The following is a 14,084-nucleotide window of genomic DNA, read 5'->3' as shown; positions in this document are numbered from 1 at the left end:
GGGTTCCGGAACGCGGAAAGCCCGCACCGTGAACCGGTGCGGGCTTTCCCAAAGAACGTTGCGGAAGCTGGTTACTTCTTGCCGCCGAAGCCCTTGAAGCGGGCGTTGAAGCGTTCGACGCGGCCTGCGGAGTCCATGATGCGCTGCTTGCCCGTGTAGAACGGGTGGGACTCGGAGGAGATTTCGACGTCGATGACCGGGTAGGTGTTGCCGTCTTCCCACTCGATGGTCTTCGAGGAAGAAACGGTGGACTTGGTCAGGAACTTCGTGCCGGAAGCGAGGTCGTTGAAGACAACAGCTTCGTACTTCGGGTGGGAATTAGACTTCATAATTGGGCCTTTGTTCGCACAACTGGATTTTGCCAGCTGCCAGGTATGAATGGGATGGCCGTTGCCTGCGCCGAAGGGCGCACTACAGCCAGCTATCAATAATAGCGGAGAACCAGGGTGCCCGCGAACCACCTGCGCGGACTACTTCCGGGGGCGCAGCTCCCAGAACGCAACGGCTGATGCGGCGGCGACGTTCAGCGAGTCCACACCCCTGCGCATGGGGATTTTCACGGCAAGATCGACGGCGGCAAGGGTCTCCGCGCTCATGCCCGCACCCTCGGTACCGAGCACCAGGGCAAGCTTGTCCGGGTTCCGGGCCGCGACGGCATCCACGTCCTGCGCATCGTCGGTGAGCTCCAGCGCGGCGACGGTGAAACCGTGCTCCTTGAGCTGGTGGAGATCCTCCGGCCAGCTGCCCAGGCGGGCCCAGGGCACCTGGAAGACGGTGCCCATGCTCACCCGGACGCTCCGCCGGTAGAGCGGATCGCCGCAGCGGGGCGAAACGAGGACAGCGTCGATATCCAGCGCGGCGGCGGAACGGAAGATGGCACCGACGTTGGTGTGGTCCACGATGTCCTCCAGCACGGCCACCCTGCGTGCTCCGGCCAGCAGTTCCGGCAGCGGGACCGGAGCCGGGCGCTGCATGGCCGCCATGGCGCCGCGGTGGAGGTGGAAGCCGGTGATCTCCTCCAGCAGGGCCGCGCTGCCGATGAAGGCGGGGACCTGCGGGTAGGCGCCGAGGATGTCCTGGAGGTCCTCGAGCCATTTTTCGGCAAGGAAGAAGGACCGTGGCTGGTGCCCTGCCGCCAGGGCCCGCCGCAGCACCCGGGAGGATTCGGCGATGTACATGCCCTCTGCCGGTTCACGCAGCTTGCGCAGGTGCACGTCAGTGAGCTGGGTGTAGTCGGAAACCCGGGGGTCCGCGGCGGATTCAAGGTAGTGGATTGTCACCGGGTGATTATTTCAGCAGATTCGCGATCATGAATCCCAGTGCCACCACACCCAGGACCAGGATCACCCCGCGCAGCACCGTGGGTGGGAGCCGGCGGCCCACCTTTGCCCCGATAAGTCCGCCGATGCTCGACGTGACGGCGATCAGGAGCACCACAAGCCAGTTGATCCGGTCGAACGCGAAGAGCACGTAGGATACGGCGGCCACCAGGTTCACGCCCAGCACCAGGATGTTCTTCATGGCGTTGGCGTTCTGGATGGTGCCGGTGAGGAAGACGCCCAGGATGCCCACCAGGAGAATCCCCTGCGCAGCCACGAAGTAGCCGCCGTACACGCCGGCCAGGTACACCAGGACCACCAGGAGGACGCCGTGCTGTTTGTCCCGCACGGCGTGCTCCGGGTTCTCTTCACGGGAACGGACCCACGTTTGGAGCCGGGGCTGGAACACCACCATCAGGAGGGCAAGGACAATCAGGACGGGAGCGACGTAGTGGAAGACCTCTTCAGGCAGGTGCAGGAGCAGCCACGCGCCGGAGATGCCGCCCAGGAGTGATGCCGGCAGGAGGCGCATCAGCTGCCGTCCGCGCCCCTTCAGCTCACGACGGTAACCGAACGCTCCGGCAGCCGTGCCGAAGACAAGTCCCATGGCATTGCTCATGGACGCCACCACCGGGGCGACCCCCAGGGCGATGAGCACGGGGAACGTCACAAGGGTGCCGGAGCCCACCACGGCGTTGATGGTGCCGGCCCAGAGGCCGGCGATGGACACAAAGATGCTGCTGAGAAGATCCAAGGTGCTGCGCTGCCGCCCTAGCGGCGGGCGACGGCGGTGTACCGGCCGGCGTTGACGCTCACGTCCAGGTCCAGCCCGAAAGTCTTGCTGAGGTTGTCAGCGGTCAAGACATCCGTGATGGGCCCTGCGGCGACCACTCCGCCATCGCGCAGCAGCATGGCGTGGGTGAAGCCCGGGGGTACTTCCTCGAGGTGGTGGGTCACCAGGACCATGGCCGGGGCGGCTTCATCCTGGGCCAGTTCTCCGAGCTTGTGGACGAGTTCCTCGCGGCCGCCCAGGTCCAGGCCGGCTGCGGGCTCGTCAAGCAGCAGCAGTTCAGGATCGGTCATGAGGGCGCGGGCGATCTGGACGCGCTTGCGCTCGCCTTCAGACAGGGTGGCGAACGTCCTGTTCAGGAGCGGACCCATCCCCCAGTCGTTGAGCAGGCGGAAAGCCCGCCGCTCGTCGTCGCGCTCGTATCCCTCACGCCAGCGGCCGGTAACGCCGTATGCAGCGGTGACCACCACGTTGAGGACGTTCTCCTGTTCGGGAATCTGCGTGGCCAGCGCGGCGGAGGATAAGCCGATACGTGGACGCAGCTCGAAGACATCGGTACGGCCCAGGGTTTCGTCGAGGATGCCGGCTTTGCCGCTGCTGGGATGCAGCCGCGCGGCCGCGATCTGCAGGAGCGTGGTCTTGCCGGCGCCGTTCGGGCCCAGGATCACCCAGCGTTCGCCTTCATTGACCTCCCAGTCAACCTTGTCCAGCAGGGTCTTTTTACCTCGGACAACGCTGACGGAAGCCAATTCCAGAACATCACTCATAGGAGTAGACACTAGGACAAAAAAGAGGCCGACTGATAACCGGGGCAAGGTAACACCGAAACCTGGTTGGCGGCCTGATCAGCCCCTGTCTGCGGCGCTGATTTTGTTCGGCGGCGGCGCAGCCCCGGCCCCCGCCTGCCTCACCCAACCAGCACTGCGCAATGAATTCCAGGGACCCCTCCCCCGCTGGCTAAGATTGCAGGCATGACTTCGAACGCGACTGCGGTCAGCTATGGCCTGAATGTGTCTCCGACAGCGCTGGAGCAGCTCCGTTCCATCTTTACCTCCCAGGGGGCCACCCAGCTGTCCGAGGCCTCCTCAGGGGACGGGCGGTACCAGGTCCATACGGTTGAACTTCAGCTTCCGGACGCCACCGCCGCCGGGCTCGCCGGGCTGCGCCACGCCGTCGCCCGGACGGAAATCAGCGGGCTCGACACGGCACTCGTCCCGGCCGCACTTCGGGCGGCAGAACGCAAACTCCTGATCATGGACGTGGATTCCACCCTCATCCAGCAGGAGGTCATCGAACTCCTCGCCGCCTACGCCGGAAAGCGCGAGGAGGTTGCCGCGGTCACCGAAGCCGCCATGCGCGGGGAGCTGGACTTCACCCAAAGCCTGCACGCCCGGGTGGCGGTGCTCGCGGGGCTGCCGGCCGACGTCGTCCATTCCGTCCGCCATGAAGTGAAGCTGAGCCTGGGAGCGACCGAACTGGTGGCCGCCTTCAAGGCCGCCGGCCATGTGGTTGCCGTGGTGTCCGGCGGGTTCAACCAGATCCTGGAGCCGATAGCCGCCGAGCTGGGCCTGGACTACTGGCAGGCAAACGAGCTGGAGATCATCGACGGCGCACTGACGGGCAAGGTGCTCGGCGCAGTGGTGGACCGGGCGGCCAAGGAAAAGTACCTGCGCGAGTGGGCGGCCGCCGAAGGTATCGCCCTGGAGCACACCGTGGCCGTGGGCGACGGCGCCAACGACCTGGACATGCTCGGCGCGGCCGGCATCGGGATAGCGTTCAATGCAAAGCCCGCCGTGCGGGCCGTGGCCGACGCCGCCGTCAACATGCCGTACCTCGATGCGGTCCGGCACGTCGCCGGCGTCTGAAATCAGGGCTCCGGCAGAAGTAACTCCTTAAACGCCGGATGGCCCGTCGCGCTGCGACGGGCCATCCGGCGTTTAAGAATCAGGCCTAGCTGGTGGCCTGGTCAGCACCCTTGCCGAAGTAGTCAGCGCCGCCGGCGTATTCGGTGTGGCCGGATTCGACGTCGGCCGTAACCATGCCGGCCACAACCTCAGCGAACTCTTCCACGGAATACAGCTTGCCGGCTTCCGCGCGGCGGGCCTCGATGGCGCCCGGCGTGGAGCGGTCAAGCAGCGTGGCCGTGACGGTTCCCTCAATCATGTCGCCGGAGACAACCACCAGGGTGATGCCCTTCTCCGCAAGGTTGGGGATGAGTTCGCGCAAGGCGTCCTCACCGGCGCGCTTGCTGCGGGCCACCGGCTCATAGGCCTCCATGGTGGGCACCGTGTTGATGAAGTGGGCCTGGTGGCTGGTCACGAAAACCACCCGCGACCCTTCCTTCATCAGGGGCACGGCAGCGTTGAGCATGTTGACCTGGGCGTCGCGGTTCAGCTTCAGCGCGTAGTCCTCGCCCATGCCGGTTTCCATTCCACCTGATGCGTTCAGCACCAGGATGTCCAGGGAACCGAAGTTTTCCATGGCCGCGGACGCCAGGGCGTGCACGCCTTCCTGGGTGGTGAGGTCCGCGCCGACGGCCACGGCACGGCCGCCGTCGGCCTCAATGCCCTGGACAACCTTGTTGGCGCGCGGCGCCTTCTGGCGGTAGTTCACCACGACGGCGGCGCCCTCGCGTGCCAGGTTCTTTGCCACCTCCGCGCCGATACCGCGTGAGGATCCGGTCACGATGGCAGTCTTGTTATCCAGCAGTCCCATGCGGGCTCCTTTGTCTGAAACGTCTAAATTGCTGATGGCCTGCAGTCCATCATGCCAGCGGCCCCCGGCAATTCCCTTGTGTGACCTGCACAAAGAACCGCCGCGCTCCTAGTTTTCCGGCGCCGGTCAGTGACCCATGCCCAGGCCGCCGTCCACGGGGATGACGGCCCCCGAAATGTAGGCGGCCTCGTCGCTGGAGATCCAGCGGACCACGTTGGCAACCTCGGTGGCCTCGGCAAAGCGGCCGGCCGGGATGCTGCTGAGGTAGTCCTTCTGGGTGGCTTCGGGGAGTTCGGCCGTCATGTCCGTGTTAATGAAGCCCGGGGCCACCACGTTGGCGGTAATCCCGCGCGAACCGAGTTCACGGGTCAGGGAGCGGGCGATGCCCACCAGGCCTGCCTTCGAAGCCGAGTAGTTGATTTGGCCGGGAGCACCGTACAGGCCTGACACAGAGGAGATCAGGACAACGCGGCCCTTCCGGAGCCGGATCATGCCCCTGGAAGCGCGCTTGATGACCCGGAAGGCGCCGGTGAGGTTGGTGTCGATGACGGACGTGAAGTCGTCCTCGCTCATGCGCAGCAGCAGGGTGTCCTTGGTGATCCCGGCGTTGGCCACCAGGACCTCCACGGGACCATGGGCAGCCTCCACCTCCTTGAACGCGGCGTCCACTGAAGCCTCGTCAGTAACGTCGGCCTTCACGCCCAGGATCCCCTCCGGCAGCTTCGATTCGCTGCGGTAGGTCACGGCCACCTTGTCGCCGTTGGCCAGGAAGGCCTCGGCGATGGCCAGGCCAATGCCGCGGTTGCCGCCGGTCACCAGGACGCTGCGGGGGGCGGTGGCTGCTTCAGTCATGTAAAGGCTCCGGGATTCTGCGGCGCGCTGGGGCCGCGGTGGTGGGGGTGATTTGGCTGACTTCGATCTTAGCGCCCGCCGTAGCCCGCGTTTGGGTGCCACTGCTGATGGTGAGATAATTAGTACAAGCCTTTGGAGCGTGATAAATCACCGTGACCCTTGAAAACCATGCGGGACAATCCGTGCCTGGAGAATCAGACCGGCTCTCCAACGATCCGGAAGTCCACAGCATCACGGACGCCGCGGGAGCCCATTCTGAGGACATGCGCCAGCGGATGATCAAGTACGCGATTGCCATGGGGATCCGCATGGTCTGCCTGGTCCTGATCTTCGTGGTGGACGGGTGGTTCAAGATCATTCCGGTCGCCGGAGCGGTCTTCCTGCCATGGATTGCGGTGATCATCGCCAATGGCGACGACAAGGCGGAGGGCCACAGTGATTCGCTGCTGGATTCAGCGCCGCTGGCCGAACTGGACAGCCCGCCGGCTCCGGCTGCCAGCGGGGAGCCGGGCTTGGAGGTCCTGCAGGGCGAACTGATTGATGACGACGACGAAACGACACCCGGGCAGGAGCGGAAGGCATCATGAGCATTTTTGATTTCGCCGCCGGGACCACTCCGGCGGCGGCCGAAACGGGTGCGATGTGTTCCCGGAAGGCCTGCCGGGCGCAGGCATCCTGGCAGCTCCTGTGGAACAACCCGAAGATCCACTCCCCCGAGCGCCGCAAGATCTGGCTCGCCTGCGCCGATCACCGGGACTGGCTGGAGGACTACCTTCAGACGCGGGGGCTTTGGAAGGAAACCCTGCCCCTCGAGGATCTGCTTGCGCCCCGTGACCCGGGCAAGGGCCGCTGAATGTACCGTTTCCTGTTCTCCAGCAAGTGGCTGGGCTACCTCCTGCTGGCCGCCATCTTTGCGTCCGCATGCGTCTTCCTGGGCCGCTGGCAGATGGACCGGCGCGCCGAGACCCTGGCTGAAATCAACCGCGTGGTGACCAACTACTCTGCAGCACCCATTCCGTTTGCTGAGGTTAGGGAACAATTCAACACCCTTGACCCCGCCATGGAGTGGACCCAGGTGGAGCTGACGGGCACTTATCTCGTTGAAGGCCAGCGTGTAGTCCGGAACCGGCCGCTCAACGGCCAGCCGGGCTACGAGGTGGTTGTCCCGTTCCGCCTGGACACCGGGGAGACCGTCGTGGTGGACCGGGGGTGGCTGCCCATCGGCAACAAGAACCCCGGCGCCCCCGACGCGGTGCCGGAACCGCCCGCCGGTAACGTGACCGCCGTCGTCCGCTTAAAGCATCCTGAGCCCGAACTGCAGCGCGGCGCCCCCGAAGGCCAACTGGCCTCCATCGACCTCGCCGCCTATTCCGGGCAGCTCGGGTATCCCCTGCTTGCCGGGGCATACGGCCAGCTCGCCTCCGAGACGCCGCCCGCGGCGGAGATGCCTTTCCCGTTTCCGAAGCCCTCCACCGAGGAGGGGACGCACCTGTCCTACTCGCTGCAGTGGTTCGCCTTCGGCGTGCTGATGTTCGTCGGCTTCGGCTACGCCGCCCGGCAGCAGGCCCGCAACGCCGCTATTGACGCCGAGGACGACGACGAGTCCCCGGAGGGTGCGCCGCGCACGGCAGCCGGGGCACCCCGACGTCGTCCGACGCCTGCCCCGCGGAAGCGCCGGAAGGCGACGTCAGAGGAAGAGGAAGACGCCCTCTTGGACGCTCAGGGCTACTGAGGCACACGCGCAGCGACGCAGGCGATTTATGTAGCGTGCATCAAAGGCGAGGAACGAGCCAGCACGCGGGAAATGACCTACGCCGCGAAGCGGAGGTAACGCAGGCAGCGGGAAGGCTCAAGCCAGGGTTATCAGGTCCAGGTAGTCTTCGTTCCAGTGGTCTTCAACACCGTCGGGCAGCAGGACAACGCGCTCGGGGTTGAGGGCTTCGACTGCCCCCTCGTCGTGGCTCACCAGGACCACAGCGCCGCTGTAGTTTTTGAGGGCGCCCAGGATTTCGGCGCGGCTGGCCGGGTCCAGGTTGTTGGTGGGCTCATCGAGGAGGAGCACGTTGGCGCTCGAAGCCACGATGGTGGCCAGCGCGAGGCGTGTCTTCTCACCACCGGAGAGGACTCCGGCGGGCTTATCGACGTCGTCCCCGGAGAACAGGAACGAGCCGAGGATGCCGCGAACCTCGGCGTCCTTCATGTCCGGGGCTGCGGAGCGCATGTTTTCCAGGACGGTGCGTTCGACGTCGAGCGTCTCGTGCTCCTGGGCGTAGTAGCCCACCTTCAGGCCGTGGCCGGCAATGACATCACCGGTGTCAGGCTGGTCCACCCCCGCCAGCATCCGCAGGAGGGTGGTCTTGCCGGCACCGTTGAGGCCGAGGATCACAACCTTGGAGCCACGGTCAATGGCGAGGTCCACGTCCGTGAAAATCTCCAGCGAACCGTAGGACTTGCTGAGGCCCTCGGCGGTCAGCGGCGTACGCCCGCAGGGTGAAGGGTCCGGGAACCGCAGCGCTGCCACCCGGTCCTGCTCACGGACAGCCTCCAGCCCGCTCAACAGGCGCTCGGCGCGCTTTGCCATGTTTTGTGCTGCCACGGCCTTGGTGGCCTTGGCGCGCATCTTGTTTGCCTGGTCGAACAGGACCTGGGCCTTCTTCTCGGCGTTGGCGCGCTCGCGCTTGCGGGCACGCTCATCGGTTTCGCGCTGGGTGAGGTACCGCTTCCAGTCCATGTTGTAGAAGTCGATCTGCGCGCGGTTGGCATCGAGCAGGAATACTTTGTTGACTGTGGCTTCGAGCAGCTCGGTGTCGTGGCTGATCACGATCAGCCCGCCCTGGTGGTTCTTGAGGAAGTCACGGAGCCAGGCGATGGAGTCGGCGTCGAGGTGGTTCGTGGGCTCGTCGAGGAGCATGGTTTCGGCGTCCGAGTACAGGATACGGGCGAGCTCAACACGGCGGCGCTGACCGCCGGAAAGGGTCTTCAGCGGCTGGTTCAGCAGGCGGTCCGGCAGCGCAAGGTTGGAGCAGATGGCTGCGGCTTCCGCTTCGGCTGCATACCCACCGGCGGCCAGGAATTCGGATTCGAGCCGGTCATAGCGGTTCATCGCCTTGCGCTGGACTGTGGCGTCCTCACTGGCCATCTCTTCATGGGCAGTGCGGAGCTTTCCGACGGCGATATCCAGGCCGCGGACGGACAGGATCCGGTCCCGCGCGAGCTGCTCCATGTCCGGGGTGCGGGGATCCTGCGGCAGGTAGCCGATTTCGCCGGTACGCGTCACCTTGCCTGCGGCCGGCAGCCCTTCACCGGCGAGGACCCTGGTGAGGGTGGTCTTCCCGGCACCGTTGCGGCCAACGAGACCAATCTTGTCTCCCTTGTCGATACGGAAACTCACCTGATCCATCAGCAGCCGGGCGCCGGCACGCAGTTCAAGATCCTGGACAGTAATCACAGCAGGTAAGGCCTTTCACAACAGGGAACGCCGCAGCCCTCGCACGATGCTGGGAGGGAGCCGGGGCAGAGTGGCCGGAGAACGGCCCACCCAAGTCTACCGGCTGGCGCCATGGCTGGAGAACCCTGCCCCACTGACGGCTGGGCGGGCAGCTGTCCCGTGCCCCGTTCCTTCCCGCGGGAGGGGTCCGGGTTAGCCTTGACGCCATGAGCGCTACGGAATCCCCTGCCCGGCCCTTTGCGGTGGATACCGGGTCCGGGGTCCGCATTCACGGCTTCGAGCTGGGGCCGCCTGAAGGTCCGCCCATCGTCATCCTTCACGGCTTGGCCGGCAGCGCAATGGAGTTCATCGAGACGGCGCGGGCGTTGCCGGAGTTCAGGAACGTCCTGATCGATCTCCGTGGCCACGGCAGAAGCACCAGGCGGCCCGGTGACCTTTCACGCGAAGCCTTCGTGGCCGACGTCGTCCGCGTTATTGAAACAGTGGTTGGCGCACCCGTTACGCTCGTTGGCCAGTCCATGGGCGGGCACACCGCGATGCTGGTGGCGGCAGGACATCCTGAGCTCGTGTCCCGGTTGGTCCTTCTTGAGAGCGGCACCGGCGGTGACAGCGAGGCCGGCAATGAACACTTGGGGGACTACTTCCGGTCCTGGCCGCTGCCCTTTACCAGCACGGCAGCAGCACGGGAGTTCCTTGGGGACGGTCCCCTGGCGCAGGCGTGGGTGGCTGACCTGGAGGAAAGACCGGACGGGCTGTGGCCACGGTTTGAAGCTGACGTGATGGTTTCCATAATGAAGGGATTGATCCCGCCCCGCTGGGATGAGTGGCAGCGGATCACCGTCCCGGCACTCGTGGTCTACGGAGAGCATGGCATGTTCGCTGCCGCTGATAAATCCGAGTTCTGCGAGCGCGGGCGCAACGTCCACCGGGTGGAACTGGCGGGCGCATCCCATGACAGCCACCTTGACGCCTTTGAGTTCTGGATCGCCGCTCTCCGCTCGTTCTTGCTGGTATGACCCGTCTCAGGGTTCGCGCCCCGGACCCGGAGCCGTCAGACTGTCCTCATGGCGTGGACTCGTGCGAAGGACTGGCTGATCGGTGCTGCCGGGATGGTGCTCGTCCTGGTGATCGCTGTTGGAATCCTATGGTGGGTGGTAAGCGATCCGCCTGGTGGAGGTGAAGCATCGTCCCAGCCGTCGCCGTCGGCGACGCCGGGTGCGGCGCGCCCGCCTGCAGCAGAACCTCCCGCCGATCTGCGTGATGACGACGTGTGGCTCGGTGACCTTGCTCTGGACGCCGGGACGGTGGTGATGGCGGGCTCAGTGCTCCGCGATGTAAGGGCCGTCGGGCAGGATGTGGTCACCGGACCGGACGGGGTGGTGGCTGCCCGGCTCTCGGTGGACGCAACCGTCCCGTTTGAGGCCGTTGCTGACGAGCTGGGCAATGGGACTGTGGTGGGTGCAGCCGACGGTGGCCAGGCCATGGTGGTCCGCACTGTTGAGGCCCTGGGCCGCGAACTGCGCGTCACGGCTATCGGGACGGTCAAGGTAAACGGTGCCGGGAAGCTCGTCCTTGAGCCGCGCTCCATAGACTTTGGCGGGCCCGAATTCCTTTCCCAGGCCACTGGCGCCATCGTGCGCAGGCTCGTGACGATAGAACATGGAATCGAGGGTCTGCCAGAGGGCCTCGTGCTCAGGGACGTCGCCGTCCAGAGTGATGGTTTCCGTGCCAATCTCAGGGGTGAGGACGTCAGGCTCGTCCCGTAACTTCGCCCGCTTCTATGTGGTTTCTTTGTTGGCCATGTCCTCGTGCTGCCGGCGCCGCTCCAGGAGCCCAACGAGGTTGGCGCCGGTGAAGACGGCACTGAGAGTGACCAGAAGGCCCCTTGCCGTTACCGAATCGGCCTCGACAGGCTGTGCCATGAGTGACAGGACCAGGATGAGGGCTCCCGCAGCCAATCCGCCCTTGCTGGGGAAGTACCGCTGCCGCATCAGTTCACTGACCTTTCGGGTGCCGCCCCTTGGGGGGTCCTTCCGACTCGACGATGAGCCATGCACCCGACGTTAGGCCTTGCCGTCCGCTGGAACAATGATCTTGATCAAATCATGAGCATTGGGACGTGGACGCAGGCGAAGGCTTCGCCTGCTTTCCTTATGGCGGCATGCATTGGTCAGAGGTGAGTACGCCGAACGTGGAGCCGTGTTCCTGGCCAGTGCGTGACTGCCACCGCGCGGATTGTTCAATGGTTTCCGGGTTCAAGTAGGCGGTCTTTTTTCCTGGGCCGAGCTTGATGATGTTGTGGTGCAGGTCCAGCCCGGCGGGGAGGCGCCCGTCAACGCTGTTATGCAGGTAGCTGTCCCGCGCACCGATGAACTGGTTGCCGGTAACCTCGACATCCATGGGCAGCGCCGTCTCATAGGTCATGACGTGCGCACCCTTCCCTGCCGTGTCCGGCCGGATGGTGGCAGCCCAGGAGTAGCCGGCGTCGAGGCACACGTTATCGCTGAACGTGCAGCGGATGTGCCCGGAGTCTTTGCTGGCCTGACCTGCTGACCACATTTCAAAGGACTGGTTGCAGTTCTCGACGTGGTTGTGCCGAAAGTGGATGTCTGTCCATGACCTGGCATCAGCGGTGGCCGTGCCCTGCATGGTGTAGGCGGCGTCATAGCATTCCCGGATGGTGTTGTTCTCGATAGTGATATCTGATGCACCGATCCAGACCTCGATGCCGTTTCCATACCGGGTGCCGTCGGGATTGAGCCGGGAGCCGCCGAGGTTCTCCAGGAAGCAATCCCTGATATGGATGTCCCTGGACCCGCCGGTCGCGATGCCGTGCCCGCCATGGCCCTCGATGTGGATGCCCTCAACGAGGCTGTTGGAGGCGGGCCGGAGGCCGTCCTCCCGGATGGCGATGGCGACGCCGTCACCGGGGTTGAAGGATGACAGGACGTAGACGAACGTCGCGTCATTGCAGAAGTCCCACTGGTTCGCCAGCTCAGCGGGGCGTGGACACTTCCGGCCACGGATAAGGCCTGCCACTTTCAGGAAGCCGGCGTTGGTGGACGTCGCGGCGGTGTTGCCGGTGTACTGCCCGGAGTTTGCCGTGATGTCCAGCTTCCAGATGTGGTGGGTGTGCCGGCTCCAGGCGTCTTTGCTGATCTTGTAGCCGGCCACGTTGGGGCGGGGCCCGGTGCCGTAGGCACCAAGGGTGAAGACGCCCTTGCTTCCCTGAAGTGAGGGCTCGTAGAGGGTGCCGAAGAATGTTTCTCCGCGCTTGAGCAGGACACTGTCTCCACGGCCCAGCTCCCCGCTGCCGAGTGCGGCGCGGATGCGTCTGAGGCTACGCCATGGGGACGCCTCGGTGCCCGGGTTGGAGTCGGAACCAAGCACGCTCACGTACCGGGTGGTCCCGGTGGCTCGGGCCCCGCCCTGATAACGGGGAACCAGCGCGGAGCCTGCCAGGCCCGCCGCCACGCCTTTGAGCAGTGTGCGGCGGGTAACGTCTCTCCGTTGCAGGTCCATTGCCGGGACGTTCCTGATGGATCGGGCCCTTGCTAGCTCGCGGGGTCGTACATGAATTCCCGGAGCTCCTGCGAGCAACGGCAGGCCGCTGCAATTTTGCGCGCCCACTCCACTGCATCCGCACGGCTTGGCAGCTCCAGCACGGTGAAGCCACCTTTCAGTTCTGAGTGCGGATAAGTCCCGGCGCTCACCGATCCATCTGCGGAGACGAGCACCGGATCCACGTTCTCGTCGATTCCACCACCAAATACATAGACGCCCGCAGCCTTCGCTTCCTCGATGACGGCGTGGGATTCGGCGACGACGGCCGGGAACTCATCCTCGGTGAGCACCATGGCTTCACTGGGGAAAGAGATGAGATATTTGGTCATGTCCCGATGGTGCCACGCAGGCGGCCGGGTCTCCAGCTCTTTTTCAAAGAGACGTCCTTGCGGTTCCACGGAACATGATTTACCTCTGGCTGAAGGCCTGTGCCTGGCTTTTGGAACCCATGGCGTGATCCTGGTCGCCTTGGTAGTTTTTGGCACATGGCCATCAGACTTGAGAACGTCGGAATCGCCGTTCGCGACCTTGAAGCAACCATCGCCTTTTTCACCGATCTCGGCCTGACTGTTGTCGGCCGTGACACGGTCAGCGGGGAGTGGACGGACACCGCCGTGGGGCTGGATGGCAACCACGCCAGGATTGCGATGCTCCAGACGCCCGACGGCTACGGCCGGCTTGAGCTCTTTGAGTACATCCACCCGCAGGCGATCGAGTCGGGTCCAACTCGGCCCAATGACATCGGCATGCACCGCGTGGCCTTCTCAGTGGACAACATTGAGGAGGCTCTTGTAGTCGCTGCCAGGCACGGATGCCATCCACTTCGCGGTGTGGCAACCTACGAGGATCTGTACAAGCTCACGTACCTCCGCGGACCCAGCGGCATCATCGTGATGCTCGCAGAGAAGCTGCAAAAGGACTGATACTCACATCGGCAGGCAGATTGGGCCCCATGCGAGACTGGTCGGATGTCCCGCTACACCATAAGTTCTTCCAGCGAATTGCACCCTGCCGAAGTACTGTCCCTGTACGAATCTGTGCGTTGGGATGCCTACACCAAAGATCCGGAACTGCTCCTCAGCGCAATCAAGGGTTCCTCCTTTGTCGTGACCGCCCGTGCTGCGGACGGTGAGCTGGTTGGACTGGCACGGGCCATCTCCGACGACGCGACCATTTGCTACGTGCAGGACATCGTGGTGAGGCCGGCGTTCCAGAGAGAAGGGGTGGGGCGTACTTTGCTGACCCGCGTCGTGGAGAGATATGGACACGTCCGGCAAAGAGTCTTGATTACCGACGACGAACCAAGGCAACGGTCCTTTTACGAGGCCATGGGCTTCACTGAGGGGGCCGACTTCCGTCCGGGACCGATCCGGGTGTTTGCACAGTTCCGTTAGAG

General features: G+C 64.7%; 18 protein-coding genes. 8 read left to right on the top strand and 10 right to left on the bottom strand.

What is annotated here, in order from left to right; translation table 11 throughout:
* Nucleotides 1-71: 71 nt before the first annotated feature.
* From CXX84_RS04570 to CXX84_RS04555, 4 genes are all read right to left on the bottom strand, one after another.
* The gene (locus CXX84_RS04570; protein WP_102975531.1) at nt 72-329 is read right to left on the bottom strand and encodes a type B 50S ribosomal protein L31; all 258 of its coding nucleotides are present in this window, start codon (nt 327-329) and stop codon (nt 72-74) included.
* Between the two features lie 141 nt (nt 330-470).
* A complete protein-coding gene (locus tag CXX84_RS04565) occupies nt 471-1,280 on the bottom strand; it encodes a TrmH family RNA methyltransferase (protein WP_102975530.1) in 810 nt (269 codons plus the stop codon).
* A gap of 7 nt (nt 1,281-1,287) precedes the next feature.
* Nucleotides 1,288-2,073, bottom strand: coding sequence for a sulfite exporter TauE/SafE family protein (locus tag CXX84_RS04560; RefSeq protein ID WP_102975529.1), 786 nt, complete (start codon nt 2,071-2,073; stop codon nt 1,288-1,290).
* Between the two features lie 17 nt (nt 2,074-2,090).
* A complete protein-coding gene (locus tag CXX84_RS04555) occupies nt 2,091-2,876 on the bottom strand; it encodes an ABC transporter ATP-binding protein (RefSeq protein WP_102975528.1) in 786 nt (261 codons plus the stop codon).
* 204 nt (nt 2,877-3,080) lie between these two features.
* Here CXX84_RS04555 and serB point away from each other — a divergent pair, with 204 nt between their 5' ends.
* Nucleotides 3,081-3,974, top strand: a complete 894-nt coding sequence (gene serB / locus CXX84_RS04550; RefSeq protein ID WP_102975527.1) for a phosphoserine phosphatase SerB — start codon at nt 3,081-3,083, stop codon at nt 3,972-3,974.
* A gap of 85 nt (nt 3,975-4,059) precedes the next feature.
* On the opposite strand, the gene CXX84_RS04545 is transcribed toward serB, so the two are convergent.
* Nucleotides 4,060-4,824 (bottom strand): SDR family oxidoreductase, encoded by a 765-nt coding sequence (locus CXX84_RS04545; protein ID WP_102975526.1) that lies wholly within the window; start codon nt 4,822-4,824, stop codon nt 4,060-4,062.
* A gap of 126 nt (nt 4,825-4,950) precedes the next feature.
* Complete coding sequence (locus CXX84_RS04540) at nt 4,951-5,676, bottom strand: beta-ketoacyl-ACP reductase (RefSeq protein WP_102975525.1); 726 nt, start codon at nt 5,674-5,676, stop codon at nt 4,951-4,953.
* Nucleotides 5,677-5,828: 152 nt separating this feature from the next.
* On the opposite strand from CXX84_RS04540, the gene CXX84_RS04535 reads away from it, so the two are divergent.
* Genes CXX84_RS04535 through CXX84_RS04525 form a run of 3 tightly spaced genes read left to right on the top strand, consistent with a single transcriptional unit; the run spans nt 5,829 to nt 7,408 of the window.
* The gene (locus CXX84_RS04535; protein ID WP_102975524.1) at nt 5,829-6,263 is read left to right on the top strand and encodes a DUF3099 domain-containing protein; all 435 of its coding nucleotides are present in this window, start codon (nt 5,829-5,831) and stop codon (nt 6,261-6,263) included.
* Nucleotides 6,260-6,529, top strand: coding sequence for a hypothetical protein (locus tag CXX84_RS04530; protein WP_102975523.1), 270 nt, complete (start codon nt 6,260-6,262; stop codon nt 6,527-6,529). The genes CXX84_RS04535 and CXX84_RS04530 overlap by 4 nt, the downstream gene beginning before the upstream one ends.
* A complete protein-coding gene (locus tag CXX84_RS04525) occupies nt 6,530-7,408 on the top strand; it encodes an SURF1 family protein (protein ID WP_102975522.1) in 879 nt (292 codons plus the stop codon).
* Nucleotides 7,409-7,525: 117 nt separating this feature from the next.
* On the opposite strand, the gene CXX84_RS04520 is transcribed toward CXX84_RS04525, so the two are convergent.
* Nucleotides 7,526-9,124 (bottom strand): ABC-F family ATP-binding cassette domain-containing protein, encoded by a 1,599-nt coding sequence (locus CXX84_RS04520; protein ID WP_102975521.1) that lies wholly within the window; start codon nt 9,122-9,124, stop codon nt 7,526-7,528.
* A gap of 206 nt (nt 9,125-9,330) precedes the next feature.
* On the opposite strand from CXX84_RS04520, the gene CXX84_RS04515 reads away from it, so the two are divergent.
* Entirely contained in the window at nt 9,331-10,140 is an 810-nt protein-coding gene (locus CXX84_RS04515) for an alpha/beta fold hydrolase (protein WP_102975520.1), read from the top strand.
* 48 nt (nt 10,141-10,188) lie between these two features.
* Nucleotides 10,189-10,890, top strand: coding sequence for an LmeA family phospholipid-binding protein (locus tag CXX84_RS04510; RefSeq protein WP_102975519.1), 702 nt, complete (start codon nt 10,189-10,191; stop codon nt 10,888-10,890).
* A 12-nt stretch (nt 10,891-10,902) separates the two neighbouring features.
* Here the strand turns inward: CXX84_RS04510 and CXX84_RS04505 are convergent, their stop codons facing one another.
* From CXX84_RS04505 to CXX84_RS04495, 3 genes are all read right to left on the bottom strand, one after another.
* The gene (locus CXX84_RS04505; RefSeq protein ID WP_102975518.1) at nt 10,903-11,115 is read right to left on the bottom strand and encodes a hypothetical protein; all 213 of its coding nucleotides are present in this window, start codon (nt 11,113-11,115) and stop codon (nt 10,903-10,905) included.
* Nucleotides 11,116-11,275: 160 nt separating this feature from the next.
* A complete protein-coding gene (locus CXX84_RS04500; RefSeq protein ID WP_102975517.1) occupies nt 11,276-12,646 on the bottom strand; it encodes a right-handed parallel beta-helix repeat-containing protein in 1,371 nt (456 codons plus the stop codon).
* Nucleotides 12,647-12,678: 32 nt separating this feature from the next.
* The gene (locus tag CXX84_RS04495; protein ID WP_102975516.1) at nt 12,679-13,017 is read right to left on the bottom strand and encodes a YciI family protein; all 339 of its coding nucleotides are present in this window, start codon (nt 13,015-13,017) and stop codon (nt 12,679-12,681) included.
* A 156-nt stretch (nt 13,018-13,173) separates the two neighbouring features.
* Between CXX84_RS04495 and CXX84_RS04490 the strand changes: the two genes are divergently transcribed.
* Together CXX84_RS04490 and CXX84_RS04485 are read left to right on the top strand one after the other, a co-directional pair.
* Nucleotides 13,174-13,611: a VOC family protein gene (locus CXX84_RS04490; RefSeq protein WP_102975515.1), complete on the top strand. Its 438-nt coding sequence runs from the start codon at nt 13,174-13,176 to the stop codon at nt 13,609-13,611.
* A gap of 45 nt (nt 13,612-13,656) precedes the next feature.
* Complete coding sequence (locus CXX84_RS04485; RefSeq protein WP_102975514.1) at nt 13,657-14,082, top strand: GNAT family N-acetyltransferase; 426 nt, start codon at nt 13,657-13,659, stop codon at nt 14,080-14,082.
* The last annotated feature ends 2 nt before the right edge of the window (nt 14,083-14,084 follow it).

The organism is Arthrobacter sp. AFG7.2 (assembly GCF_002892835.1).
GTDB lineage: Bacteria > Actinomycetota > Actinomycetes > Actinomycetales > Micrococcaceae > Arthrobacter.
The sequence above is the reverse complement of the archived record's forward strand: the minus strand, read 5'-3'. Positions and strand labels throughout refer to the sequence as shown.

Bases quoted from the DNA above. Each gene is read 5' to 3' on its own strand.
- CXX84_RS04490 (WP_102975515.1), top strand. From the start codon at position 13,174: ATGGCCATCAGACTTGAGAACGTCGGAATCGCCGTTCGCGACCTTGAA.
- CXX84_RS04515 (WP_102975520.1), top strand. From the start codon at position 9,331: ATGAGCGCTACGGAATCCCCTGCCCGGCCCTTTGCGGTGGATACCGGG.
- CXX84_RS04525 (WP_102975522.1), top strand. From the start codon at position 6,530: ATGTACCGTTTCCTGTTCTCCAGCAAGTGGCTGGGCTACCTCCTGCTG.
- CXX84_RS04485 (WP_102975514.1), top strand. From the start codon at position 13,657: ATGTCCCGCTACACCATAAGTTCTTCCAGCGAATTGCACCCTGCCGAA.
- serB (WP_102975527.1), top strand. From the start codon at position 3,081: ATGACTTCGAACGCGACTGCGGTCAGCTATGGCCTGAATGTGTCTCCG.
- CXX84_RS04555 (WP_102975528.1), bottom strand. From the start codon at position 2,876: ATGAGTGATGTTCTGGAATTGGCTTCCGTCAGCGTTGTCCGAGGTAAA.
- CXX84_RS04540 (WP_102975525.1), bottom strand. From the start codon at position 5,676: ATGACTGAAGCAGCCACCGCCCCCCGCAGCGTCCTGGTGACCGGCGGC.
- CXX84_RS04505 (WP_102975518.1), bottom strand. From the start codon at position 11,115: ATGCGGCAGCGGTACTTCCCCAGCAAGGGCGGATTGGCTGCGGGAGCC.
- CXX84_RS04545 (WP_102975526.1), bottom strand. From the start codon at position 4,824: ATGGGACTGCTGGATAACAAGACTGCCATCGTGACCGGATCCTCACGC.
- CXX84_RS04510 (WP_102975519.1), top strand. From the start codon at position 10,189: ATGGCGTGGACTCGTGCGAAGGACTGGCTGATCGGTGCTGCCGGGATG.
- CXX84_RS04500 (WP_102975517.1), bottom strand. From the start codon at position 12,646: ATGGACCTGCAACGGAGAGACGTTACCCGCCGCACACTGCTCAAAGGC.
- CXX84_RS04570 (WP_102975531.1), bottom strand. From the start codon at position 329: ATGAAGTCTAATTCCCACCCGAAGTACGAAGCTGTTGTCTTCAACGAC.
- CXX84_RS04530 (WP_102975523.1), top strand. From the start codon at position 6,260: ATGAGCATTTTTGATTTCGCCGCCGGGACCACTCCGGCGGCGGCCGAA.
- CXX84_RS04495 (WP_102975516.1), bottom strand. From the start codon at position 13,017: ATGACCAAATATCTCATCTCTTTCCCCAGTGAAGCCATGGTGCTCACC.